At 55.5% G+C, this 24907-nt stretch carries 23 protein-coding genes; 9 read left to right on the forward strand and 14 right to left on the reverse strand.

The annotated features are described in order from the left end of the window. The first annotated feature begins 317 nt into the window (after window positions 1-317). The 3 genes from E8K88_RS00005 (at window position 318) to E8K88_RS00015 (ending at window position 2369) form a co-directional block, all read left to right on the forward strand. Entirely contained in the window at window positions 318-761 is a 444-nt protein-coding gene (locus E8K88_RS00005) for a universal stress protein (protein WP_136404592.1), read from the forward strand. Between the two features lie 304 nt (window positions 762-1065). Next, a complete protein-coding gene (nth, locus tag E8K88_RS00010) occupies window positions 1066-1704 on the forward strand; it encodes an endonuclease III (protein WP_136404593.1) in 639 nt (212 codons plus the stop codon). Continuing rightward, complete coding sequence (locus E8K88_RS00015; protein WP_136404594.1) at window positions 1701-2369, forward strand: glutathione S-transferase; 669 nt, start codon at window positions 1701-1703, stop codon at window positions 2367-2369. Before nth ends, E8K88_RS00015 begins: the two co-directional genes overlap by 4 nt. A gap of 79 nt (window positions 2370-2448) precedes the next feature. On the opposite strand, the gene trmL is transcribed toward E8K88_RS00015, so the two are convergent. Both trmL and argG read right to left on the reverse strand, forming a co-directional pair. Next, a complete protein-coding gene (gene trmL, locus E8K88_RS00020) occupies window positions 2449-2919 on the reverse strand; it encodes a tRNA (uridine(34)/cytosine(34)/5-carboxymethylaminomethyluridine(34)-2'-O)-methyltransferase TrmL (protein ID WP_136404595.1) in 471 nt (156 codons plus the stop codon). Window positions 2920-3052: 133 nt separating this feature from the next. Next, on the reverse strand, window positions 3053-4393 hold the full coding sequence (gene argG / locus E8K88_RS00025) for an argininosuccinate synthase (protein ID WP_136404596.1): 1341 nt from the start codon (window positions 4391-4393) through the stop codon (window positions 3053-3055). A 546-nt stretch (window positions 4394-4939) separates the two neighbouring features. On the opposite strand from argG, the gene E8K88_RS00030 reads away from it, so the two are divergent. Beyond that, a complete protein-coding gene (locus E8K88_RS00030; protein WP_136404597.1) occupies window positions 4940-6316 on the forward strand; it encodes an MATE family efflux transporter in 1377 nt (458 codons plus the stop codon). Between the two features lie 32 nt (window positions 6317-6348). Here E8K88_RS00030 and E8K88_RS00035 read toward each other — a convergent pair whose 3' ends face one another. The 5 genes from E8K88_RS00035 to E8K88_RS00055 all read right to left on the reverse strand — a co-directional run bounded on the left by E8K88_RS00035 (window position 6349) and on the right by E8K88_RS00055 (window position 11192). Then, window positions 6349-6795, reverse strand: coding sequence for a GatB/YqeY domain-containing protein (locus E8K88_RS00035; RefSeq protein ID WP_136404598.1), 447 nt, complete (start codon window positions 6793-6795; stop codon window positions 6349-6351). Window positions 6796-6952: 157 nt separating this feature from the next. Then, window positions 6953-7165: a 30S ribosomal protein S21 gene (gene rpsU / locus E8K88_RS00040; RefSeq protein ID WP_136404599.1), complete on the reverse strand. Its 213-nt coding sequence runs from the start codon at window positions 7163-7165 to the stop codon at window positions 6953-6955. Window positions 7166-7384: 219 nt separating this feature from the next. Beyond that, a complete protein-coding gene (locus E8K88_RS00045; RefSeq protein WP_240754254.1) occupies window positions 7385-8668 on the reverse strand; it encodes a BaiN/RdsA family NAD(P)/FAD-dependent oxidoreductase in 1284 nt (427 codons plus the stop codon). Between the two features lie 22 nt (window positions 8669-8690). Next, window positions 8691-9569: a uroporphyrinogen-III C-methyltransferase gene (cobA, locus tag E8K88_RS00050; protein WP_136404841.1), complete on the reverse strand. Its 879-nt coding sequence runs from the start codon at window positions 9567-9569 to the stop codon at window positions 8691-8693. Window positions 9570-9722: 153 nt separating this feature from the next. Then, a complete protein-coding gene (locus E8K88_RS00055) occupies window positions 9723-11192 on the reverse strand; it encodes a malonyl-CoA decarboxylase (protein WP_168797197.1) in 1470 nt (489 codons plus the stop codon). 327 nt (window positions 11193-11519) lie between these two features. Between E8K88_RS00055 and E8K88_RS00060 the strand changes: the two genes are divergently transcribed. After that, window positions 11520-12026 (forward strand): LapA family protein, encoded by a 507-nt coding sequence (locus tag E8K88_RS00060; RefSeq protein WP_136404602.1) that lies wholly within the window; start codon window positions 11520-11522, stop codon window positions 12024-12026. A gap of 146 nt (window positions 12027-12172) precedes the next feature. Here E8K88_RS00060 and rsgA read toward each other — a convergent pair whose 3' ends face one another. Continuing rightward, entirely contained in the window at window positions 12173-13198 is a 1026-nt protein-coding gene (gene rsgA / locus E8K88_RS00065) for a ribosome small subunit-dependent GTPase A (protein WP_136404603.1), read from the reverse strand. A gap of 33 nt (window positions 13199-13231) precedes the next feature. After that, window positions 13232-14539: a M48 family metallopeptidase gene (locus E8K88_RS00070; RefSeq protein WP_136404604.1), complete on the reverse strand. Its 1308-nt coding sequence runs from the start codon at window positions 14537-14539 to the stop codon at window positions 13232-13234. Between the two features lie 193 nt (window positions 14540-14732). On the opposite strand from E8K88_RS00070, the gene orn reads away from it, so the two are divergent. From orn to E8K88_RS00090, 4 genes are all read left to right on the forward strand, one after another. Next, window positions 14733-15356 carry an oligoribonuclease gene (orn, locus tag E8K88_RS00075; RefSeq protein ID WP_136404605.1) on the forward strand — a complete coding sequence of 208 codons (624 nt, stop codon included), beginning with the start codon at window positions 14733-14735 and terminating at the stop codon, window positions 15354-15356. 313 nt (window positions 15357-15669) lie between these two features. Next, entirely contained in the window at window positions 15670-16332 is a 663-nt protein-coding gene (gene adk, locus E8K88_RS00080; protein ID WP_136404606.1) for an adenylate kinase, read from the forward strand. 39 nt (window positions 16333-16371) lie between these two features. Continuing rightward, complete coding sequence (locus E8K88_RS00085; RefSeq protein ID WP_240754233.1) at window positions 16372-17388, forward strand: YihY/virulence factor BrkB family protein; 1017 nt, start codon at window positions 16372-16374, stop codon at window positions 17386-17388. A 105-nt stretch (window positions 17389-17493) separates the two neighbouring features. After that, window positions 17494-18024 carry a GNAT family N-acetyltransferase gene (locus tag E8K88_RS00090; RefSeq protein ID WP_240754234.1) on the forward strand — a complete coding sequence of 177 codons (531 nt, stop codon included), beginning with the start codon at window positions 17494-17496 and terminating at the stop codon, window positions 18022-18024. A 71-nt stretch (window positions 18025-18095) separates the two neighbouring features. Here E8K88_RS00090 and E8K88_RS00095 read toward each other — a convergent pair whose 3' ends face one another. From E8K88_RS00095 to E8K88_RS00115, 5 genes are all read right to left on the reverse strand, one after another. Next, window positions 18096-18719, reverse strand: a complete 624-nt coding sequence (locus E8K88_RS00095; protein WP_136404607.1) for a LysE family translocator — start codon at window positions 18717-18719, stop codon at window positions 18096-18098. A 237-nt stretch (window positions 18720-18956) separates the two neighbouring features. Beyond that, window positions 18957-20519 carry a glutamate/gamma-aminobutyrate antiporter gene (gene gadC / locus E8K88_RS00100; protein ID WP_338092858.1) on the reverse strand — a complete coding sequence of 521 codons (1563 nt, stop codon included), beginning with the start codon at window positions 20517-20519 and terminating at the stop codon, window positions 18957-18959. Between the two features lie 135 nt (window positions 20520-20654). Further along, window positions 20655-21587 (reverse strand): glutaminase A, encoded by a 933-nt coding sequence (gene glsA / locus E8K88_RS00105; protein WP_136404609.1) that lies wholly within the window; start codon window positions 21585-21587, stop codon window positions 20655-20657. A 490-nt stretch (window positions 21588-22077) separates the two neighbouring features. Next, window positions 22078-23247, reverse strand: coding sequence for a linear amide C-N hydrolase (locus tag E8K88_RS00110; RefSeq protein ID WP_136404610.1), 1170 nt, complete (start codon window positions 23245-23247; stop codon window positions 22078-22080). Window positions 23248-23303: 56 nt separating this feature from the next. Beyond that, window positions 23304-24905 (reverse strand): TolC family protein, encoded by a 1602-nt coding sequence (locus E8K88_RS00115; RefSeq protein ID WP_168797198.1) that lies wholly within the window; start codon window positions 24903-24905, stop codon window positions 23304-23306. Window positions 24906-24907: the final 2 nt, after the last annotated feature.

Consider the following 24907-nt stretch of genomic DNA (forward strand, 5'->3'; position numbering starts at 1 on the left):
ACGCTCCGACTAAAAACGAAAGTATACAACACTTTTTTAGCCCAAAAACAAAGTAGCCTTAAAAACTGAATAAAACCAAAAATAAACCCAGCAAATTTCTTGATTCATAGGTAAAACCATTCACACTGGTATCCATACCAAGCAGATAGGCCCACACGCTCCAGTACACAGACCGGCGTATTGAGCAAATTTCTCAAGAAATGACATGGCTTTGCGTATCGCTGCGTATACTTAGCTTGAACAAGCGAGCACCTCAGCGCTGTGCGTGCGAGCCAGTCTATTCGTTTCACTCTCCATTCATACAACAAGGAGCAACCATGTATAAGCATCTTTTGATTCCCACAGACGGCGGCGAACTTTCCAAAAAAGCCATCTCACATGGTTTTGACCTGGCCAAACTGACTGGCGCGCGCGTCACGATCCTCACAGTGACTCCTAGCTATCCTGTGACTTATTTGGAAGGCAGCTCAGTCAATAACCGCGAATTCGCAGAAACCAGCGAACGCCAATGGCGTGAAGAGGCGCAAACCGCCATGGCCTCGGTGCTTGAAGAAGGCCAAGCGCGCGGCATTGCCACCGATGTGCAAGTGCTCAGCGGTGACAGCATCTCTGATTTGATTCTGCAAGCGGCCTCGGTCGATGAAGTGGATCTGATTGTGATGGCCTCACACGGCCGCAAAGGCTTTGCCCGCCTGCTGCTGGGCAGCGAAACCCAGCATGTGCTGACTGGCGCAAAAGTGCCTGTGTTGGTGCTGCGCTAAACCAGCAAGACAGCACGCATCAGCTGCAGATTGACCTTTGCACTGACTGCGCGCTCCAAGCCCGATATGATCGCCCATCTCTGATGGGCTTTTTTACGCCCTGCTTTCTCTCTTGACCAGTCCATGCACCCCACTGTCACCACTCCCCGCCCCCAACCACTCGCAGGCATCCGCGTTGTGGAGCTCACCCATATGGTCATGGGGCGCAGTCGCCACAGCGTTTGTTGAAACCGGTGCAAACCCGTGCAAAGCAGCGCAGTGACCGCGTAAGCTCAGCAAACCCCATAATGGCCCCGCAACCACGATGAAAAAAGCCGATATCCCCTTGTTTTTTGCCGAGCTGCAAGCGGCCAACCCACATCCTGTGACCGAGCTCGAATACGGCAGCGATTTCCAATTGCTGGCCGCAGTCTTGCTGTCAGCCCAGGCCACCGACGTGGGCGTGAACAAAGCCACACGCAAGCTGTTCCCGGTCGCAGGCACGCCACAAGCCATTCTGGATTTGGGCCAGGAAGGCCTGGAGGAGCACATCAAAACCATTGGCCTGTACCGCAGCAAAGCCAAAAACCTGATGGCGACTTGCCAGATGCTGGTCGAGCACTACGGCGGCGAGATTCCACGCACGCGGCCTGAGCTGGAAGAGCTGCCAGGCGTAGGCCGCAAAACCGCCAACGTCGTGCTCAACGTCGCCTTTGGTGAGCCGACAATGGCCGTCGACACCCACATTTTCCGTGTCAGCAACCGCACTGGCCTGGCACCTGGTAAAAATCCATTGGAAGTCGAATTAAAACTACTCAAGCGCGTGCCCGCTGAATACGCCGTGCACGCCCACCACTGGCTGATCTTGCTGGGCCGCTATATTTGCCAGGCCCGCAAGCCGCGCTGCTGGGAATGCCGCGTCAGCACCTGGTGCGACTTCAAACCCAAAACACCTGCCCCATGAGCACTGCCGCCCTCCCCCTCAACACCTCGGCACAAGACACGGCAGCGCTGCCGGTCTTGTTTACATTCCGCCGCTGCCCCTACGCGATGCGTGCACGCCTGGCCTTGGCCGCCGCCCAGCAGCCTTACCAAGCCATTGAAGTCGTGCTGCGCAACAAGCCTGCACAATTGCTAGAAGCCTCGCCCAAAGGCACGGTGCCGGTGTTGGTGTTGCCAAGCCAGGAAGTAGTGGATGAAAGTCTGCACATCATGCTGTGGGCTCTGCGCCGCAATGACCCGCTGCATTGGCTCAGTCCCAGCGCCGGCAATGAGGCGCAGATGCTGGCGCTGATTGGCGATTTGGACCGCAACTTCAAACCCCTGCTTGACCGCTGCAAATACCCCGAACGCCATACCGAGGTGCGCTTAGCCGATTCACGCGCATTGGCCCTGCAATGGTTGGCCCAGTTGGAGCAGCGCCTGGGCATGCAGCCATTCTTGTTTGGCACACATGCCAGCTTGGCCGATGCCGCCCTGTTTCCATTTGTACGGCAATTTGCTGCGATTGACGAAGACTGGTGGAATGCCCAGGCCTTGCCGCACTTGCAGCAGTGGCGCCAGCACTGGCTGGCCCTGCCATTGTTTCAAGCCGTGATGCACAAGCCCCAGGCCAGCTCTGCAGCCTGAACTTTCGAACCTGAACGGGCAACGCCGCAATGCGCTTTTGTGTGCCTTGCGCGATTGCGAAAAGATCGTCAACAGGTTCTTAGCGCCCTGCGGCAAAACCGTTTTGTCGCCAGGCCTCAAACACGGTCACCGCCACCGAGTTCGACAAATTCAAACTGCGCTGGCCTTCCACCATGGGCAGGCGCAGGCGCTGCGGTAGCGGGAAATGTTCGCGCACCGACTCGGGCAGGCCTTGTGTCTCTGCGCCAAACACCAGCCAGTCACCGGGCTGAAAAGCGACTTCAAACAAATTGCGGCTGCCTCGTGTGGTCATCGCAAACATCCGCTCGGCAGCGGGCTGTTCAGTTTCCAAAAAAACGTCCCAGCTGCTGTAGCGCAAGGTTTTGGCGTATTCGTGGTAGTCCAGCCCAGCGCGGCGCATATAACGGTCTTCCATAGAAAACCCCAGCGGCTCGATCAAATGCAATTGGCTGCCAGTATTGGCAGCCAAGCGGATGATATTGCCGGTATTGGGCGGGATTTCGGGGTGAACCAGGACGATGTGAAACATGGCAAAAAGCATTCAAGCCCAGCACAGCGTGGCGCTGCGAGGGCTTGTGTTCGGACAATGGGGGGCTAGAGAGGCTACTGCGGGTTACGCGACACTCCAACCCACCCTAATAACGTGGTCTAAAAACCTGGGCTTACTTGTCTTGACCGCCCAACAAAGGCACGCCACCATCTGCACCTGTGAGCAGCAAGCCGCTTGCAGCATAAATGCCCAATTTGGCGCGGGTGTCGACGATGTCCAGATTGCGCATCGTCAACTGGCCAATGCGGTCGATTGGGCTGAACGGCGCGTCTTCCACTTTTTCCATCGACAGGCGCTCTGGCGCGTAAGTCAGGTTGGCCGACTCGGTGTTGATGATCGAGTAGTCATTGCCACGGCGCAGCTCCAAGGTCACCTCGCCGGTGATCGCACGGGCAACCCAACGCTCAGCGGTTTCACGCAGCATGATCGCTTGCGGGTCAAACCAGCGGCCTTGGTACAGCAAGCGGCCCAGTCTCAAGCCATTGATACGGTACTGCTCAATCGTGTCTTCGTTATGGATACCAGTGACCAGGCGCTCGTAAGCAGCGTGCAGCAAAGCCATGCCAGGTGCTTCGTAAATGCCACGGCTCTTGGCTTCGATAATGCGGTTTTCGATCTGGTCGCTCATGCCCAAACCGTGGCGGCCACCGATGCGGTTGGCTTCCAAAAACAGCTCAACGCTGTCGGCAAAGGTTTTGCCATTCAAGGCCACGGGCACGCCTTCTTCAAAGCGGACAGTGACTTCTTCGGCTTGGACTTCAACTTCTGGCTTCCAGAAAGCCACGCCCATGATGGGCTGCACAATGCGAATGCCAGAGTTCAAGAACTCCAAGTCTTTGGCCTCGTGCGTAGCGCCCAGCAAGTTGGAGTCGGTGCTGTAGGCTTTTTCGGTCGACATTTTGTAGTCAAACCCATTGGCCACCAGGAACTCGCTCATTTCTTTGCGGCCACCCAGCTCGTCGATGAAAGCCTGGTCCAGCCATGGCTTGTAGATTTTCAGCGCTGGGTTGGTGAGCAAACCGTAGCGGTAAAAACGTTCGATGTCGTTGCCTTTGAAGGTCGAGCCATCGCCCCAGATATTGACATCGTCTTCCTTCATCGCCGCCACCAGCATCGTGCCAGTCACGGCGCGACCCAGCGGTGTCGTGTTGAAGTAAGTGATGCCGCCGGTGCTGATGTGGAAGGCGCCGGATTGGATCGCAGCAATGCCTTCGTGCACCAATTGCTTGCGGCAGTCGATCAGACGCGCCACTTCAGCGCCATAAGCGATGGCTTTTTGTGGGATCGCGTCGTAATCGCTCTCATCGGGCTGGCCCAGATTGGCGGTGTACGCATACGGGGTCGCGCCTTTTTGCTTCATCCACAACAGGGCCGCACTGGTATCAAGACCTCCCGAAAAAGCGATACCGACCTTCTGGCCAGCAGGAATGGATTGCAAAATGGTATTGGACATGACGGCCTAACGGATTGGAATAACAAAAAGAGATTCGGATATGGACGCAGCAGCGCCATAGGCATGGCCAGCACAATGTGGCCAGCACAAAGCCCTAGTGCAGCGCACCAAACCTTTGATTTTACGGCAATGCGCAGGCAGTTCCTAGCTAGAGGCCATAAGAACGTGTTTACGATCTTTTTGCAGTCGCGCAAAACATAAAAAAACTGCGCAATGCGCCTGTTGCCACCATAGGTCGGTTTGAGCCAAACGGCCAACGCCACAATGCATTTTTGGGATCCTTGCAGCGCTTTTGGGGACCAGGGGTTGGGGGTTGGCCCCCACAAGCACGCTGCTTTGTTAAAAATCCTCGCCAAACAGATCGCCCGACTGCGTTTTTTGCCGCACACCGTCTGCTTTTGGGCTTCAACGCGGCTGCGTCGAGATGGTGAACAGACTCTAAAGCTGGCGGCAAGCTGCCAATTTGCGCTACATTGCCAGCCATCGACTTTTCGCAGACTGCAGCGCAGGCCAAAGGTCTTGGTTGTTGCCCAGTACCCCCACCCTATGTCTGAACGAAAAATCATTGCCACCCATGCCAGCACCATCCTGGTGGGCCAGCTTGCCACGATGGGTTACAGCATCACCGATGTCGCCGTCATTGGCCACTACTCGGTGCAAGCGCAGGCGGCATTGTCGGTTGCTGGCGCGCTGTTCATCATGGTCTACATCAGCTTGCTGGCCAGTGTGCAAGGCATTTTGCCGGTGTGGGCCGAGTTGCTGGGTGCCAAAAAACTGGCGCAACTTGGCGCCTCGGTGCGCCAGAGTCTGTACCTGGCTGGCGCATTGTGCGTGCTGGGCATTGTGTTGCTGCTTGGCGCTCCAGCGCTGGTTTTGCCGCTGATGCAAGTGCCCGTAGAAATGCATGCGGCTGTCAAACAGTACCTGCTGATTTTGGCTGTGTCGCTGCCCATGGCGCTAGGCTACCGGGTGTTTGCCACGCTCAGCCAAGCCATCGGCATCCCGCACTTTGTCACCTGGCTGCAAGTGGCAGGCCTGGCTGTCAAAGTGCCGCTGACTGTCATGCTGGTCAACGGCTATGCCGGCCTGCCTGAGCTGGGCATTGCTGGCAGCGCCTGGGCCACCTTGTGCGTGCAAATCAGCTTGATAGGACTGGCATTTTGGCTGCTCAACACCCAAACCGCTTATCAACAATTGCGGCTGTGGGCGAAGATGGAGCCCATCGATGGCCAGCAGCAGCGTGAATTCGCCCGCCTGGCGATTCCAGCCGGTTTGATGGCCTCGGTCGAAGTCAGCTCGTTTGCCATCATGGCCTTATTGATTGCACGCCAAGGCGATGCAGTGACAGCGGCGCACCAGATTGCCAGCAACTTTGCCGGCATCAGCTATATGTTCCCGCTGTCGCTGGCCATCGCTGCCAGTGCGCGGGTCAGTTATTGGCGTGGCGCTGGCCATGAGCTGATGGCGATCAGGCTCGCGCGCGCCTGCCTGCTGTTTGGCTTTGGCCTGTCGCTGCTACTGGCCAGTGTGATGTATCTGCTGCGCGAACCATTGACCGGGCTCTACACCAACAATGCAGTGGTACACGCCACCAGCGCAGCCCTGCTGGGCTGGATTGCGCTCTACCATATTGCCGATGCGACGCAGGTCATCTCGATCTTTTTGCTGCGCAGCTGGCGCATCACGATTGCACCGATGGTGTTGTACCCGGTGATGCTTTGGGGCATTGGGGTCACAGGTGGTTATTTGCTGGCCTACCACGGCCTGCTGGGCTGGCCTGCGCAAACCGGCGCTTGGCCTTTTTGGGCAGCCAGTGTGGCTGCGCTGGCCATCACGGCCGTGTGCTTGTTGGGGTTGCTGCGCAACAAATTGCGCAGCGCGGCACTGCAAGCACACAAGCGACCAATGGCAGCCGGTGTTTGACAGCGCCGCAAACGAGTGCGCGCGGCGGGTTATTAGCCAGCCAACGCAGCCTTGACAGCAGCAGAGACAACGGCCATATCGGCCTTGCCCGCCAACTCCTTCTTGGCTTGGCCCATCACCTTGCCCATATCGCCTGGGCCGGCAGCACCCAGTTGCGCCACGATCGCGCCGATCGCAGCACTGACCTCTTCAGCACTCATGCGGGCTGGCAGATAGCCTTGCAAAATCACCAGCTCTGACTGCTCCTGGTCGGCCAGATCCTGGCGATTGGCTTGCTCGAATGCGGCGATGGAATCTTTGCGCTGTTTGACCAGCTTATCGACAATGGCCACGACAGCGGCGTCATCGAGTTCAATGCGCTCATCCACTTCGCGTTGCTTGATCGCAGCTTGCAACATACGAATCGTGCCCAGGCGATTGGCCTCTTTGGCGCGCATTGCAGCTTTCATATCCTCGGTGATTTGTGCTTTCAATGTCATGAGATTCTCCCTAGTGCCTGCGTGCATTGCAAGCAACACACAAGGCGTTCATCACAAAAACAAAAAAACCGCGCAAGGCGTCCCTTTTGCGCGGTTTGATTGGGCTGCCTGACCATGGTATTTGGTGATCAGGCCAACAAGCCAAAGGCTTGTATGCTCAATACATTTTCTTAGGCAATTGCATGCTGCGCACACGTTTGTAGTGGCGTTTCACAGCAGCTGCTTTTTTGCGCTTGCGTTCTGTCGTTGGTTTTTCGTAGAACTCGCGAGCACGCAATTCGTTCAGCAGGCCCAGCTTTTCAATCGTGCGCTTGAAGCGACGCAAAGCAATTTCATAGGGCTCGTTTTCTTTGACGCGGATAGTAGTCATTCAAATCTAAAATATGGTGCGAAGCTGTGTGCAAAGGAAGATCAGGCCTCGTGCAGCAAGCTAAGCGGTTTCGCCCCGTTTGTTCAGTAACTAGTATGGCCAACAGGGCATTTGCCAGCAAAGTCAAGCATTATAGCCAGTATCACACTCCGTGCAAGGCCAACAATGCAAATTTTTCAGCACAAAGCGCTGATTCAAAGCGCACACGCCAACAGTTAGTTAGCTGGTGGTGCCTGCATGCCGCTGGGCCATTGCAGTCGCACAGGCATGGCCACTGGCCCACGCCCATTGGAAGTTGTAGCCGCCCAGCCAGCCCGTCACATCAACGACTTCCCCAATGAAATACAGGCCTGGGTGCTGCTGCGACTCCATGGTTTTGGATGACAGTGCACGTGTATCGACACCGCCCAATGTCACCTCGGCCTTGGCGTAGCCCTCTGTGCCACTGGGCGTAATCTGCCACGCCTGCAACTGCTCGGCCAGCGCCGCCAATGCCTTGTCCGGCACTTGGTCGATCGGGCGCTGCCATTCGGTGCGCTGCGCGACCATGGTGTCGACCAAGCGCGTAGGCAGCCATTGCGCCAGCACATTGCTCAGCAGCCGTTTGCTCGTGCGTTTGGCTTGCAGCAATTCATCCAATACATGGTCCAGCTCCGGCAGCAAGTTGATCTGCAGCGGTGCACCCACCTTCCAGTAGTTGGAGATTTGCAAAATCGCCGGACCAGACAGGCCGCGGTGCGTGAACAGCAGATCTTCTTTGAAGCGCATGGCCTGCTTGCCCTGGCCAGTGGCAATCTCCACCGGCAAGGCCAAGCCAGCCAGAGCCACAAACGCGGCCCAGTCTTGCGGGGCAAAAGTCAGCGGCACCAGACCTGGGCGGCGTGCAATCAAGGGCAGCTCAAACTGCTTGGCAATGCGGTAGCCAAAATCACTCGCGCCAATTTTGGGAATCGACAAGCCACCGGTTGCAATCACCAAGGCGCCCGCCTGCACTTGACCTTGCGAAGTACGCAAATAAAAGGGCGCTGGGGTCGCTGGCGCATCGGCAGACTCGCCCTCCGCTTGGCTGCGATCAGAGCGCCAGATGGACTCGACTTCACACGGATGCCAAATGTCCACATTGGCCTCTTTGCACAATTGCAGCAGCATGCCAATCACGTCTTGCGCGCTGTGGTCGCAAAATAATTGGCCTTTGTGCTTTTCGTGGAACGCAATGCCGTGTTGCTGCAACAGGGCAATGAAGTGCTGCGGCGTGAAACGCGACAGCGCCGAGCGACAAAATTGTGCGTTGTCGCTGACAAAATGGTGCTGTGGCTGGCGTACATCCAAGTCGCGGTTGGTGAAATTGCAGCGCCCACCACCAGAGATGCGGATTTTTTCGGCCAGGCGTTTGGCGTGGTCAATCACCAGCACCCGCAAACCCAATGCGCCAGCTTGTGCGGCGCAAAAAAGACCGGCAGCACCGGCGCCAATCACAACCGCATCAAAGCGCTGGGTGCGCACTGGCGCTTGGGTCTGTGGCGAATTAGCCGATGGCTTGGTTGCGCCAGATGGGCTCTGCGCTGCGGTAGTGGTGGGTGGTATCGTGGCCATCCCCGTATTGTTGCAGCACCAGACTGGCTTTGAGCACATCTCCGACCAAAATGATGGCTGGGCTTTGCACTTGTTCAGCGGCAATGGTCTCCACCAGGCCGCTCAAGTCGGTCATGATGCGTCTTTGGGTTGGCAAGGTCGCCGACTGCACCAGCGCCACAGGCGTGTGCTGCGGCAAGCCTTGCAGCAAGCCGGCCTGGATACCCGCCGCACCTTTGACGCCCATGTAAATGACCAAGGTCAAGCGCTGCGCATGCGCCAGCTGGGCAATCTGCGCCCAATCGAGTTCTTGCTGACCAGGTGCCGCATGGCCCGTGAGCAGCAACACGCCGTGTGCATGGTCACGGTGCGTCAAAGGACAAGCCAGCGCAGTGGCTGCCATCACCCCCGATGAAATGCCGTTGACAACGCTAACGCGCACACCAGCTGCGTGCACATGCTCCAGCTCTTCACCCAAACGGCCAAAAATCGCCGGATCCCCCCCTTTGAGGCGCACCACCACTTCACCGGCCTGGGCCTCCTGAATCATCAGCCGTTCAATAAAGGCCTGCGGCGTGCTTTTGCAGCCGCCGCGCTTGCCCACATGCACGATGCGGGCCGTGGGTGAGGCGTAGTCCAGGACCGCCTGATTGACCAAGTCATCGACCAGCAACACGGTAGCGCGCGCAATGGCTTTAACGGCTTTGAGCGTCAGCAACTCTGGATCACCCGGTCCTGCGCCGACCAGCACGCATTCGCCGCCATTGGCAGCAGCCGCGCAGTCAATCGACTCACGTGCAGAATTCAACAACGGCAGGTTTGGCGGGGTCATCATTAGGCAATCGTGTATGCACACATGTCAGTGGTTTGGTGTGCATATTATTTACCATCATTAAAAACTTTCAGTTATATAGAAAATTTTCTCTGGTCCGCATGGCACTCCCTCCTCCAAGAACCTGCTGCCCGGCTGCTACTAGCAGCCCATTCAGTTTTTAATGCGCAAGGCCTCACGCACAGTCAGCAATTTGCGCACCTCACTGGAGTGCGCCAAGCGCCCCTCTTTGGCAAACGCGTGGTATTGCTCGTCAATGGCATCGAGCTGGTAGAGGTAGTTGACCATCAGCCCCAAGGATTCACGCATGCCTTTAGGCGATGTATCAGCCATCCAGTTGATTTGCTGCAAGCTCGCGCCATTGCCAAAATGGAAGCGTGCGACCGAATCAAGCGGGTCTTGCCGGCTTTTTTCTTGTAGCAGGTAGTGCGCGCACTCGCTGAGCAACCATTGTTGCAAGGCCAGCAAATCGTCCTTGGTCACCAAGCCGCTGCTGCGTGCGCATTCCTGATCCTGCACAATTGTTTGCAAACGATCAAAACGGCTCTCCTGCCTGTCGCCTTCCATCATGAAACGCACTTGCAGTGGCAACTGCGCGACATAGCTGTCCTCGTCGAGTGACTCTTTGAGCCATTTGCTAAAGCCAGGCACGGGCGAGAGCGTGGCAAAGGTTTGCAGTGCTGGGAAGTCCTGCGCCAATTGCGCCACGACCCGCTTGATCAAGAACTCGCCCATGCTGACGCCACGCAAGCCCGGCTGCGCGTTCGAGATCGAATAGAAAATCGCTGTGGTGGCCAGCTCCGGATCAGTGGTGGGCTGGCTTTCATCGAGCAGCATTTGCACATTGCTGGCCAAGTGGTTCACCAAGGCCACTTCGACAAAAATCAGTGGCTCGTCGGGCATGCGACCATGGAAAAAGGCATAGCAGCGGCGGTCCGAATCGAGGCGATTGCGCAAATCGTCCCAGGACTTGATTTCATGCACGGCCTCGTAGCGCATCAGCTTCTCTAGCAAGGCCGCTGGCGAAGACCAGCTCAGGCGCTGCAATTCCAGGAAGCCTGCATCAAACCACAGCGTCAACAGCCGCAGCAAATCATGCTCCAGCGGCGCCAAACGTTCTTGGTCATCAGCTCTGAGCAATTCGGCACGCATGAACACCAGCGACTCGATGCCATTGGGCAACAAATTGAACTGGCGCAAAATGCGCTGGCGCGGCGACTCCAACGCCTCCGCAATGCGGGCTTGCGCATGCAGTTTGTCAATCGGCAAGCGCGCTTCTTGAAAGGACTCAATGGCGTCTTCCAAAACAGCCTCGTCAACACCAAACCCAGCCGCCAACCGATTCATGAACTGCAAGCGGTCTTCCGCTGTGGCCTGCAGGTACATCTCCAGCAGTTGCCGCACGCGTGCACGAATACGTGTTTCGCTATCAATCGGGCTGGCTGCCTCTTGCAGCAACCTGTCAACCAGGTCCCATTGCTTGATATCAAAAGCCTGCTCACTGCCGCTGCCCTCTTCCCTGCCATGGAGCGAGCCCATTAAACGGCGCCAAATCCGCAAAAATCCGGCACTGCGCGAGACGGTCGTCAAGGGGCTGACAGGTGCCGTGCTGGGTTGAGCCATGGAGTTCCTCTGGAGAAAAAATGTTGTATGGGGTATTGCAAGCACGGCCCTAAGAGCCTGTTCAAAGTCTCGACGCAGTCGCGCAAGGCACGCTGCGTTGTTAAAAATCCTCGCCGGGCAGCTAGCCCGACTGCGGTTTTTGCCGCGCACCGTATCCTTTTGGACTCCAACGCGGTCTGCGTGGAGACTTTGAACAGGCTCTAACGGCTCTGGACGTTTGACAGAGCCTGCTAAACCGTTCAGCGCACAGAGATACATGATAATCTCAGCCCCATGCCTTACATGGCGTAAAGTCCCATCTTGGAATCAATAAAAAGGGTTTAACACATGAATATTCGCTTGCAGCTGATCATTTTGCTGGTGTTGGCCATTGGTGGTTTGGCTTTTCTCAACTGGGAAGCGCTGACAGCGGTCTCTACCGTGTCCTTCGGTTTCACCGAAACCCAAGCGCCCCTTGGCCTGATTTTGCTGTCGCTGATGGCGATTTTGGGTGTGTTTTTTCTGGCATACATCCTGTGGCTCAAAGGCACGGTGATTCTGGACTACCACCGCCACACCAAAGAACTGAAACACCAGCGTGAATTGGCCGACAAAGCCGAAGCCTCTCGCTTTACCGAATTGCGTGAATTTTTGCTGCAACAACACAAAGAAGGCCAAGAAGTCTTGCTCAACAAAATCGACGATTTGGAAGAGCGCCTGCGCCACCGCGCCGATGACTCCGACAACTCGACTGCCGCGTATCTGGGCCAAATTGAAGACCAGCTGCGCCAAGTGCCCAGTGCCCCCCAATTGGAAATGCGCCCTAACGTAACCAACAAGAATGATCTTTGGTAAGCAATGAACAGCCCAACTGGATGCGGTGTGCAGTAGAAACCGCAGCCGGGCTGCCTGCCCAGCGAGGATTTTTAACCAGGCAGCGTGCCTGTTGTGCCCCACCCCGAAAGGCAAGGCTTTCACACAAAGGTAGTTAAAACAGGCTTTTATCTGCCGCGCAGCTCGGCAAACAAGTCCTCGTACAAGGCATAACGGCTGGCTGCAATGCGCGGCATCGCCAATGCCCCCCCATACACGGCAGATGCCACCTCCCCACCGTCCTCTACGACCGCATCACGCACCACACAGCCTGGCTCATGGATATGGGTGCAGTTGTAGAAACGGCATCCGGTCGCGTGGCGGCCAATATCGGGCATCCACTGCGGCAGCGACTGCCACTCGATATGGTTCAGACCAAACTCCTGAAAGCCCGGTGAATCAAGGACTGCGGTACCGGCAGCGCGATCGACCCAGTACCAGGTTGTCGTCGTGGTCGTGTGTTTGCCGCTGTTCAGCGCTCGGGATATTTCTGCGGTTTGCACAGCTGCGTTGGGCACCAAGCGGTTGATCAAAGTACTCTTGCCAACGCCAGAGGGACCGAGCACCAAGGTCGATTTGCCGCGCAAGCGCTCAAACAGCGCCGCGCCGTCCGCGCCTGCATGTGTGGCACCAAGCTGCAAACGAAAGACTGGGTAAAGCGGCTGCATAGCAGCACCTTCAGGTCCTGCCCCTTGCTGATCCGCATTGGGGTTCACAGCAGGCCATAGTTGCCGGTAGGCGGCCAGGCGCTGCCAAGCCTGCTCAAAGGGTTCGGGCAAATCTTGCTTGTTCAAACCAATCAGCGCCGGAATCCCAGCGGCCTCTGCGGCTACCAAGGCTTTGGCCAATTGCCATTCGGAAAACACGGGTTCAGCCCCAAGCAAGACCAGCACCTGGTCGATATTGGCAGCGAATGCCTTGGTTCTGATTTCATCCTGGCGATAAAACAAATTGCTGCGCGGCAGGATTTGCTCAATCGTGCCCTCCTCGCCTTGTCCTGCGGCAGGTGCCAGCCAGCGCACCCGGTCGCCCACCACTGCCTGGCTTTTTTTGCCACGCGGGTGGCAAATGCGTCTTGCGCCATCTTCTGTTTCCACTACGTAATGGCGGCCATGTCCCGTGACCACCAGGCCATTGTCTAATACGGGTTTCATGCCTGTCTTTCGTTGCGCGCTGCGCGAATCGCTTTATCCATGGGCTTGCATTCTGGCCAAGCGCTCGGTCGCTGGCGGGTGAGAGTAGTGAAAACGGGCATACAGCGGATCTGGCGTCAGTGTTGAAGCATTGTCCTCGTACAGCTTGAGCAAGGCATTGGCCAAATCCTGGCTATTGGTTTGGGCCACTGCATAAGCATCGGCCTCAAATTCATGTTTGCGTGACAGCTGCGACAAGATCGGCTGAAACAAGCCACCGAACACACTGATCACCATACTGAACAGAATCAATGCCAGCGCGCTGTTGTTGCCAACGGCCAGTTCAATGCCTGACGTATTCACCGCCATGGCCGGCATCACGCCCAGCCCCCAATAAAACCAGGCTTGGTGCAGCAACCAACCCAAAGCAGCAAAACCCACAAAGCTCAGCGCAAAAAATGACCACAGGCGCTTGGTAATATGCTTGTATTTGAAATGCCCCAGCTCATGCGCGAGCACCGCCTCCAATTCAGCCGGATTGAGCTTATTGAGCAAGGTGTCGAAAAACACCACCCGCTTGGCATTGCCAAGCCCGGTGAAGTACGCATTGGCATGGGCACTGCGCTTGCTGCCATCCATCACAAACAAGCCCTGGGCTTGAAAGCCGCTGCGCGCCATCAAAGCCTCAATGCGCTCTTTGAGCTGGATGTCTTCGAGCGGTTTGAAGCGGTTAAACAGCGGCGCAATCACCGTGGGAAACAACCACATCAGCAGCACATTAAAGCCAACCCATAAAGCCCAAGCCCACAGCCACCACAGGCTGCCAGCCATTTGCATCAGCCACAGCACGGCCGCGGCCAATGGAATACCCAGCAAGGCTGCCACCAGCATTGACTTGACGGCATCGGCAAGCCATAAGCGCGCAGTCATCTTATTGAAGCCGTAGCGCTGCTCAATCACAAAGGTTTTGAAGAGACTCCAGGGCAAGCCCAACAACGCCGAGACCACAGCAAACACCAGCAGCACCGCCAATTGCTGGATAAAACCGGGTCCGGTCCAGCCCAGCAATGCTTGATTGAGCGCGTCCAAACCGCCCAGCAAAGTCCAGCTGATCAGCACCAAGGCAGAGAACACGTTCTCCAGCATGCCCAGGCGCACGCAGTCCACCGTGTAATCGGCCGCCCTTTGGTGGGCAAACAAGGTCATGCGGTGCGCAAATGCAGGCGGCACCACGCCTCTGTGCTGCATGACATGGCGTGCCTGACGCGATGCCAGCCACAACTCAATGCCCAATTGCAGCACCAGGGCGCTGGCAAACAGTACGGTGAAAATCCACACGGGTGAATAAGATGAATAACTCATGTTGGTGGCGCACTAGGCTCCATGCTAAATACCAATTGCTGTACGCGAAGTTGGCAGTGTAAGGGATACGCTACAACGCCATATTTGCAGATAGCAGCCAGTCAATGCAATATCAAGCCTTGAAAGCACTTAGTTTGCAGAAAAAATGCGCAAAGGACTCCAGCGCCGTGTCTGAATGGGCGACAATTCAGGGATGAATACCATCGCCGCCACTTCCGCCTCGACGAACGAGCACAGCGCAGAGACACTCGCACCGACCATTCCCGCCACGCTGGCCAAATCAGACGAGAACCTGATCTGGCTCGATTGTGAGATGACGGGCCTGAACCCTGAGACTGACCGTTTATTGGAAATTGCCGTCGTCATTACGGGGCCGCAACTGCAACCGCGCATCGAAGGGCCGGTGATTGCCATTCACCAAAGCGATGAGCTTCTCAACAAAATGGACGCCTGGAACAAAGGCACACATGGCCGCAGCGGCCTGATTGACAAGGTGCGCGCCTCGACCATTGATGAAGAGCAGGCCCAGACACTCATTCTGCAGTTCTTGCGCAAGTATGTCTCCAAAGCCAAGTCGCCGATGTGCGGCAACACGATTGGCCAGGACCGCCGGTTTCTGGTCAAGTACATGCCCAAGCTGGAGGCCTACTTCCACTACCGCAATATTGATGTGAGCACGCTCAAGGAACTGACACGCCGCTGGAAGCCAGAAATCACCACCGGCTTCAAAAAAGCCCAAAAGCACACGGCCTTGGCCGATGTGCACGAATCAATTGACGAGCTGCAATACTACCGCGAGCAGGTCATGAAGATCTAAAATTGGCTCAGACCGCCTGCTGGCTTGGCTATGGCTTTTTCCTGCTGTTTGATGGAAAAACTAGAGTTTTCCCTGCCAACCAAAGGATGACGCCAATGTGCTCAACAGGCTACATTGCCATGCTATGCTTATTACGACGATACACCACATGCAACGCAACCACGCGCAGCTCATAGCCGCGCAAAGCCCTTGAGCTTGGGCCTTTTTGTGCGTGTGCATGCACTGAAATTGAATGGCAAGAGCCGCACCAACAGCGCCTCATGCCATCTTGAGAATCTTTTAAGTTCAATATAACGAAAGTCGAGAACATCCAATGAGACTGATTTTGCTGGGCGCACCTGGTGCCGGAAAAGGAACACAAGCGGCCTTTATCTGTGAAAAATTCGGTATTCCTCAAATTTCCACAGGCGATATGCTGCGCGCAGCGGTCAAAGCCGGCACGCCACTGGGCGTCAAAGCTAAAGCCGTGATGGATGCAGGCCAACTGGTCAGCGACGACATCATCATCGGCCTGGTCAAAGAGCGCATTGCCGAGCCTGACTGCGTCAATGGGTTCTTGTTTGATGGTTTCCCACGCACGATTCCACAAGCCGATGCGATGAAGGAAGCCGGTGTCAAACTGGACTATGTGCTGGAAATCGACGTGCCATTTGCCGATATTTTCGAGCGCGCCACCGGTCGCCGCCAGCACCCAGGCAGCGGTCGTACCTACCACGTCAAATTCAATCCACCAAAAGTTGAAGGCATTGACGATGTGACAGGCGAGCCGCTGATTCAGCGCGATGATGACAAGGAAGAAACCGTCACCAAACGCCTGAAAGTCTATGACGAACAAACCCGCCCGTTAGTCGCCTACTACTCGGAATGGGCCAGCAAAGATGCAGGCACTGCACCCCAGTACCGCAAAATCAGCGGTGTTGGCTCGGTCAGCGACATCACCCAGCGTGCATTTGAAGCACTGGGCAGCAAAGCCTGATTGAGACGCTACGTCTGCGAACAAGCCATGGCAGTTGCCATGGCTTTTTTTTGGGCCACAAAGATCAAGCGCCAGGGTTTAGGCCGCCAGACACTAGGCGCTGTTAAAGTAGTGCATATGACGCCCACTACTCCAACTCCTCCCACATCGACCTTGCACCGCCTTCAATCGCGTGTCATGAGCTCGTGGCTGGTCAAAGGCACAATGCACTGGCTGGAGCTCGATGGCATGCGCATGAGTGCCTCAATGGCCTTCTATGCCATGCTAAGCCTAGCCCCGCTGCTGGTTTTAATGGTTGCTGGCCTAGGCTGGTGGCTGGATCGCTCCACTGTCGAGAGCACCGTCGTGGCGCAAATCCAAGCAGTCACCGGCGAGCGGGTTGCCTCCGCCGTAGAACAGGCCATGCAAAGCGCCACAGCACCTGAACAAGGCCTGATTGCCAGCGTGATTGCCTTTGGCGTGTTACTGATGGCTGCCACCGGTGTGTTTGTGGCTTTGCAAGATTCACTCAAAGTGATTTGGGGTGTGCCCAAAAGTCCCGAGCAGCCCTGGTGGTGGGTCGCCGTGCTGCGCCTGCGTGGCGTCGGCTATATGCTGGCGCTGGGTGGTTTGCTGATGGGCTCCCTGGTCTTGTCAACCGTGCTGCGTGTTCTCTCGAATCTGCTGGGCGAGACCTTGAATTACCCACTGCTGTGGACCGTGCTCAATGAAACCTTGGCCTTCGTATTTGTCACTCTGCTATTTGTTGGCCTGATGCGCATCAGTGATGGGAAAAAGCCGTCATTGCGGTATTTGATGGCAGCATCCACAATTGGCGCAGTGCTATTTACGATTGGCAAGCATGCAATGGCCGTGTACTTGTCTGGCGCTGCCGCAGTCTCGGCCTATGGCGCTGCTGGCTCGCTGGTGGCTTTGCTGATGTGGCTGTATTTCTCCAGCGCCATCTTGCTGCTGTCTGCCAGTCTTGCACAATCCCTGGCCGAAGCCGAAGCTGAAGCCGCTCAAAACCGTGCTGGTGAAGTCCTCAGCCCCGCTCCTCAACCACCAATGACATAAGCGCCCCAGCCTTGAAAACAGCACTCCTGGTACAGAGAACACCCGCTACTGCATGCTGATGCGGCAGCTGCTGCCTGAAGGGGTACTGTGCGCTGCAATTTTCAAATGCCGACAAACGCTCAACAAATGCATATCCACACGCTGCAAACCCAAGACATTGATGATGTTTTAAAGGTACAAAGCAGCGCCTACCCTACCCACTTGCTGGAAGATGCCGATTTTTTTCACAACCGCCTGGCCTTGTCTGCCGCAACATGCTGGTCAGCCCGTGATGCCCAGACTGGGGCCATGCTGGGCTATTTGATTGCCTACCCATGGGATGGCAGCCTGCCGCCGAGCTTGAATGTACCGCTGCAGCGCATTCCAGTGCAAGCCACACACTGGTTCTTGCACGACTGCGCCGTGACTCCCGCTGCGCAAGGCCGGCAGATTGGTCAACGCCTGTACCAAACAGGCATTGCACACGCCCGCACACTGGGTTTGCACAGCGCCTCCTTGGTGGCGTTAGAAACAGCAGTAGGCTATTGGCAACGACTGGGCTTTGAGCCACCCGCCAACCCAGCGCCCGAGCTGCACAGCAAGCTGGCCGGTTATGGTGTGGGTGCCCGCTACCTCCAGCGCTCTTTGCACTCATAAAAAAACAGCCGACCCACGAATCCACCCGCGCACAGGCAATGGGCACATCATCCATGCTGGTGGCGCTGCCACTATGCCGATGCCAACAAACGCCCGCCCAACGCAGCGAATACAACACCGCAAGCACGGTTGAGGTAGCGCTGCGCGCGCGGTGATTGGCGCAGCCCCCGGCCTATCCAGCTGGCACACAGCACGATTGTGCCGAAGACCAGCACCGTATTCATCACAAAGCACAAGCCAAACCAGGCAACCTGCAATTCAACCGGCCCAGCGCCACTGTCGACGAATTGCGGCAAAAATGCCACAAAAAACAACAACAGTTTCGGATTGCTGAGGTTCATCACAATCGCACGCATGAAAAGCCGCAGACCATCACCTGCACCGACTTGCTGGTTCGGCAAAACCTGCACAGGCGCATGAAATGCCTGCCATGCAAGGTAGCCAAGATACACCGCACCAGCAATTTTCAACACCGTCAATGCGACCGCCGATGCGGCCACCAATGCAGCCAAACCAAGTGCCACTGCAGCGGTGTGTACACAAATGCCCACACAAAATCCTGCTATGGCGATAAACCCTGCTCGTCTACCGCGGCTTATCGATTGCATCAGCACAAAGGTATTGTCCGGACCTGGAGTAAAGCCCAACAGGAAAATGACCAGCATAAAGCTGGTGGTAGTTTCAATTGATGGCATCCATGCCGCTCCAGAGTGATCGAAGGGTGAAATTTATTCTTTTCAGCCAACTAAGATGCGCCCTGCACCCAACCCTTTAACACGGCTCTTAGCGCTGGATGCGTTTTGCATATCAGTACAACGGGCGCAGCCAGCGATGCCCATGAAAAAAGGCTGAATCATGCACATGATTCAGCCTTTGACCTGGGCAAGCACCGCCCCGATTGTCTAATCAACTAGACAATCAAGGCAAGCTGATTATTTGCCAGCACCATCAGGGGTGTCAGTTGGCACCACATGGTGGGTCGAACGAGCACGTGGGTGCATGAAAAAGTGGCCATCGGGTGCATTGTGGGTTTTGATGTGCACCAAATTCGCATTCAATTTCTTGGCAGACTTGTCATGGAAGGCGTAAATCACGAATGGAATTGCCGCCACAACCACAAAGCTGACCACCAGCAGCATCACATAAGAGCGGTCTGCACTCTCGCCGCCAATCGATGAGGGTGGATAGAAGGAGACGAAGAAGGCAAACACAGACACCACAAAACCAACCGCAGCCACAATGACTTTGAAAGTGTCACCACCAGGCACGCTGAAAGTTCTTTTCAGACCTTTTTGCTTACGAACCAGGTTGATGTAGCCCAGGAACAGCAAGAAATAAGTGCACAGGTAAATCACCACGGTCAGTGCCAAGGCAATCAGGAACGACATGTTGCCGCCACCGCTGGAGTTGGTGAGCACCACAATCGCAATCGTGGTCAGAATCAGCTGTGCTACCACCAATGCCACGGGCACGCCATTTTTGTTCACTTTCGCAAACATGGCAGGCAAGATGCCTTTCTGAGCCGTCACCAACATGCCGCGCGATGGGCCAACGATCCAGGAGGCGATTTCAGCCAAAACACCCAGCAGCAGCAAAGCGGCAATGATGCGTACAGTCCATTCAAAGCCTGGACCAAAATGGCCGACCAAGAAGCTGAAGGTCTGCACCACACCCGAAGACAGGTTGATCTGGTCAGCAGGAATCGTTGCTGCGACCGACAAACCACCAATGGAGCTCAAAACGATTGCGGCAATCATCAGCAAGATGATTGCAATCGGGTAGTCACGGCCAGGATTTTTCATCTCATTGACGTGCGTGGCTGAAGCCTCAACCCCCATGTAGCTTAAGATGAACGCGACAAAAACCACCAAGGTACCGATTTGGGTGAAATCAGGGAAAAATGTTTTAGCAGACATTTCGATCTGCAAGGGCGCGCCGCTGGTGAGAAAGCTGATCGCCAGCGCAGCCAGAATCAAAGCAGGCAACAAAATGCCAGCGAAGAAACCCACTTTGGCAATGATGGCTGTGTATTTGGTGCCGCCCAATTGGGTGAACGCCAGACCCCACAAAATCACCAGAGCAGCAATCGTCTTAGTTACCGGATCGGCATTCAGTGCAGGCCAGTTGAGAATATACGACAGCGCGCCCAGTACGAAATACAGCATTGGCAAAAAACCAATCGCAATTTCAAGATAGCAGAATGAAATGGCTGCAAACCCCCATTTTTCACCCAGGGTGTTGGATACCCAGGCAAATACCCCGCCCTCTTGCCAGCCGTCCACCGTGGCCATTTCCGCTGAACACAGGCCAACTGGAATAAACCACAAAATCCCCCCAAGCAGCAAGAAGAACACCAAGCTAAAGCCTGAGGTCGCAAAGGTCGGATATTCGTAAACCGCCATTACCATGGAAGCGGTAATGGCAAAGAAGCCAATCATTGAAAGCTGCTTACTTGATACAGCCGCACTGGATGTAGCCATGGTAGTCACCCCCATAAATCACAAACGATTAATAGAATTAATTCATTATTTTTAAAATGACCAATATCCAAAAATAATGAATTAATTCCCCAGAATGAAGAAGGCAAAGTAAGTGAAAAGAGTCGGTCCGCCCTTGCCCTCTTTCCTACATCAGACTTTGGGTCTGAAAATATTGCCGCCTAAATGGCGCTCAGCTTCTGCAATCGCTGCCTGCGCGCGCACAGAATTGCCCGCATCATCCAGTGGTGGAGAAAAAGCCGCAATCGCCAGCTTGCCAGGAATGACTGCCATTAAACCGCCGCCAACGCCGCTTTTGCCTGGCAGTCCGGTCGTGAATGCCCAATCGCCAGAGCTTGTGTAGAGGCCCTCCATCATCATTTCAGCCAAAATAGGTGCGACGTTACCTTCTTGAATCACACGTTTTTTGGTGATCGGATTCACACCACCGTTGGCTAGTGTGGCCCCCATCGTGGCCAAATCAACGGCATCTACCAAAGTAGAACATTGCCTTGTGTAGACCTCCACTGCGCGCATCGGGTCGCTGTAAGCGGTGCCTGCGCTGTACAGCAGCCAGGCAATGGCTCTGTTGTGGAAGTTGGTGGTCTGCTCAGACACATTGACTTCGTCACTGAGTGCAATGGAGCGACCAGCAAACTGGCTTTGCATGTCGAGAATCTTGGCCCAGCACTCATCTGCGGAATCTCCTGGCACCAAGCTGACGGCTGCAATCGCTCCGGCATTGACCAATGGGCTCAGTGGCTTGCCCTGATTCAATTCAATGGCCTCCACCGAGTTGAATGGCATGCCCGTTGGGCTGTCACCCAACTTCTCTCGCACGCCTTCTGGGCCGATGTTCTCCATCACCAAGGCCAGGGTAAAAACCTTGGAGATCGACTCCAGCGCAAACTGGTAGTCTGTATCACCGACTTTGAAGCATTGGCCATCCACAGTCACGATGCAGATCCCAAACAAGTCGCTTGGGACCTTGGCTAGAAAAGGGATGTAGTCTGCATTCTTACCGCCAGAAGCTTTCAAACCAGCTTCGTAAGCAGCCTTGATCGACGCATTAATATCTAGGGACATAAGCAACACCTATAGAAATTGGTTTTGGCAAGACAATTCCATTACGCAAAATAACAATCTGCAACAATTTCGAGCTTCGACGATCCTACCATAAACACCCTAAAAGCCAGCAGCATTTTCAACATTATTGAAAAAGAACCAGCAATTGAAGACACAAAAATAGACGAAACGAAGAAATTAAACGGCAACATTCGCGTCACGTGCAGCGTGGCCGAGCCAAATCGGGCTTCTTACGCATTCGAAGCGCAACAAATACCACCAATCAAATCGAACTTAATCCCTTCACCTTCTTTGCATATAAAGAAAATTAATGAAGAAAATCGATATTAAACGGTCAATATGTCTGTGATTTCACACAGCACATATCCCTATTGACAGCATGGGGACTGAAATAACCTGGGCCAGCCCCATGAGTGGTAATCTCAACGCAGCCACTCAACCGCATTCAACCGATTGGTATTTGGCATCGAAATTGCCGCACCAGCCTGCTTTATTTGCTCGCCGCCTGCAGCAATTGCGTGCCATTGATGGAGTTTGTGGCAATATCAGACAAGGCCAGCACTTTCTTCTCCGTGGTTTTTTTCAACTCATTGAGGTCAAAGTGCACGTAATTCAGGCTGTCATAACTGCGGATATTGAACTGCAGATTGCGCAGATCCATCAAACTCGTCCAGTTGGTGTATTCGCTCACATACATCTCATGCTCGGTCAGCCCCGGTGCTGTCGCGTTAATCGCCCCTGCCGTGAAGCGGTTGTCAGCCGAAATGCCGCGCGGACGGTCAAAGTTGTTCATCACATTGGCCAGCGTCTGCATGGCTTTGGCAGGAGTGTCGCCTTTTTCAGCAAACTGCGAGTAATACACGGCGCGGACAAAGCGTCCCACTGATGTATTCGATGCAGGCAGCGCCACGGTCGCGATACCGGAGTCTGGCTGGCTGAGCTTGACGCCGTTGATCTCAAGTGTGGAGTGGTCAATATTGCTCAGAAAAGTGTAATTGTTCAGGTTGGTCATATGCCAGCTGAACTCAGGTCCATTGGTCATTACGCCAATCGGGTTGTCAATCACGTTTTGTTTGCCATTGGCAAATTCAATCACAATCGATTTGCCTGTGGCATCGTGCAACGAGTAGTGAAACGGCGTTTTCAACAAGCCCAAAGGCAAAAGTGCAGTCACCAAGACCGGCTGTTTTTCCAATGCCTCTTTGACTTCCTGCACAGTGCCAAACTGCGACAAGGTCCATGAGCCCAAATCAATGGCAGACAAAACGGCCTGGGTTTTGGACATCATATCGGCAGGCCCATCAGTGCTTGCGAATGCCAGCAAGCTGAAACTCAGGCCTTTGTCATTGAGGCCTTCGGACACTTTCAGCTCACCGTTGACAGGATCAGGAACAGCCACCGAGATAAACGCATGCTTGGTATCAAAATCCAGCACATGGTGGTTATCTGCCTTCGAGCCAAATTTCGTCCCAGCCGGGAAATAGGCAATCTTATAGGGCAGTGACATTGGCAATTCCATCGTCCGTCCCGCGTACGGTGCACCATGGGCATCGGTGTAGAGCATGGAGGTGCATGCCTGGCTGACCACAGGCGCAATCAGTGCCAGGGATGCAAGGCTTGCCACAATACTGCGTGTGAGCATGTTCTGTTTCGGGGCCATCGTCTTACTCCTTATGAAGCGGTTGGTGAGAAAACACGTGCAAATGAAATGGAGAATCACTGGGTGGGCGGCAGCCATTGGTCTTGGGCAGCCACCATATCACCCATCACAAATGCCAAATTCGCTGCTGCAGTCAATGCGGCGTATCGCGCATCAAGCTGAGCCTGGAGTGCGATATTGAGCTGACTGGCGGCCATCGTTGCCAGCTGGATACTGACCAGGCCATGTTGGTAGGACTCAAATGCAGCGTCATAGGCCACCGTGGCCGTCGCCACCAATTCGGTGGCAGCTTCGTAGCTTTGCAGGGCAGTATTGAGCACGGTCTCGGCCCCAGCCACCTCGCGAATCGCCAAGTCACGCAATTGCTGCAAGGCCTCTTGCGCCTGCTCTACCCGCACTTGCGCTTTGGCGCGCTCGCTGCTGCGCAAACCACCATCAAATAACGGCATGGTGATGCCCACTAAGACGCCTGTGGATGAGCCTTGCGGGCTCAAAGTGGGCAGGTTGCCGACATCAAGCCGACTGCTCGTGTGGGCCAATGAGCCGGCCATAAAGACTTTGGGCCTGAAAGCCGCCTCTGCGACCCGCTCGGCAGCTTCAGCCGCGCGCACGGCAGCGTATGCCGCGGCAATATCGGCCCGTTCACTCAAAACGTCTTGCAGGCGCTGCTCAGTAATAGGGTCATTGGCCGCTGGCAACGTGACGTCGGGAGTGGGCGCAATCGGCACAATACTGGTGGGAGCCAGCCCCAAGGAGCCAACCAAGGCTAGATAAGCATTGCGCTCCAACCCTTCGCTGGTGACCAGATGCAGCTTGCCTTGGGCGTTGGCCTGCTGGGCCAGCGCCAGGTCCACGCGCGTCGCCACACCGGCATCCATGCGCTCTTGCACGGCCTGCATCACCGCTTCATGGTTGAGCTGGGTTTTGCGCGCCAGCTCAGTCCTTGCGCGGGCGGCGTTATAGCTGTAGTAATGGCTGGTTACATCACGTATGACTTTTTGGTGGCTGGCATTGAAAAGAATATTCGCCCCCAGCGAGACATACTGCGCGCCATCCAATGCAGCCTCTCGCAGACCAAAGTCAAACAATAGCCAATTTAACGTGAGTGCCGGAATCGTTCCGTGGACATTGCTATGGACCGTTGTCTCCCCCATTCCCAAAGGCAGTGTCACTGGAGTGCGTCTGCGTTGATAGCCAGACAGCACATTGACGGACAGGTTCGGCAGCCACAGGGACTCCACCTCACCCACGGTCAATGCCGCTTCGCGAGCTCTGTTCCAGGCCTGCTTGGTTTCCTTGTTCTCACGCTGCGCAATATCAATCAATTGGGCCAGATTCAGTGGTGCGGACTGCTCAAAGCGCGTATCTGGCTCCACCGGCGCCAATCGGGGCAACTGGTTTGGCAGCGCAGGAATTGCAAAGCTCGGACCACGCTGCTCTGCTGGGATTTTCAAACTAGGGACTTCACCCTGCCACGGCGAATCTGCTGCCGGACGCCAGGCCTCATTTGGTGATGGAGGCGCGTAACGGTCCAATGTATTACTGACACAGGCACTCAAAAGCTGCGCACAGGCCAGCAAAGCCACGCATTTGCCAGCCGTGGTCAACTTTGGCTTGATCCCCAAGCCAGTGGTGTTAGTAGGGGGGGTACTGTGCATGA

Origin of the sequence: Lampropedia aestuarii (genome assembly GCF_004803635.1) — a bacterium.
In the GTDB taxonomy this organism is placed as follows: Bacteria; Pseudomonadota; Gammaproteobacteria; order Burkholderiales; family Burkholderiaceae_C; genus Lampropedia; species Lampropedia aestuarii.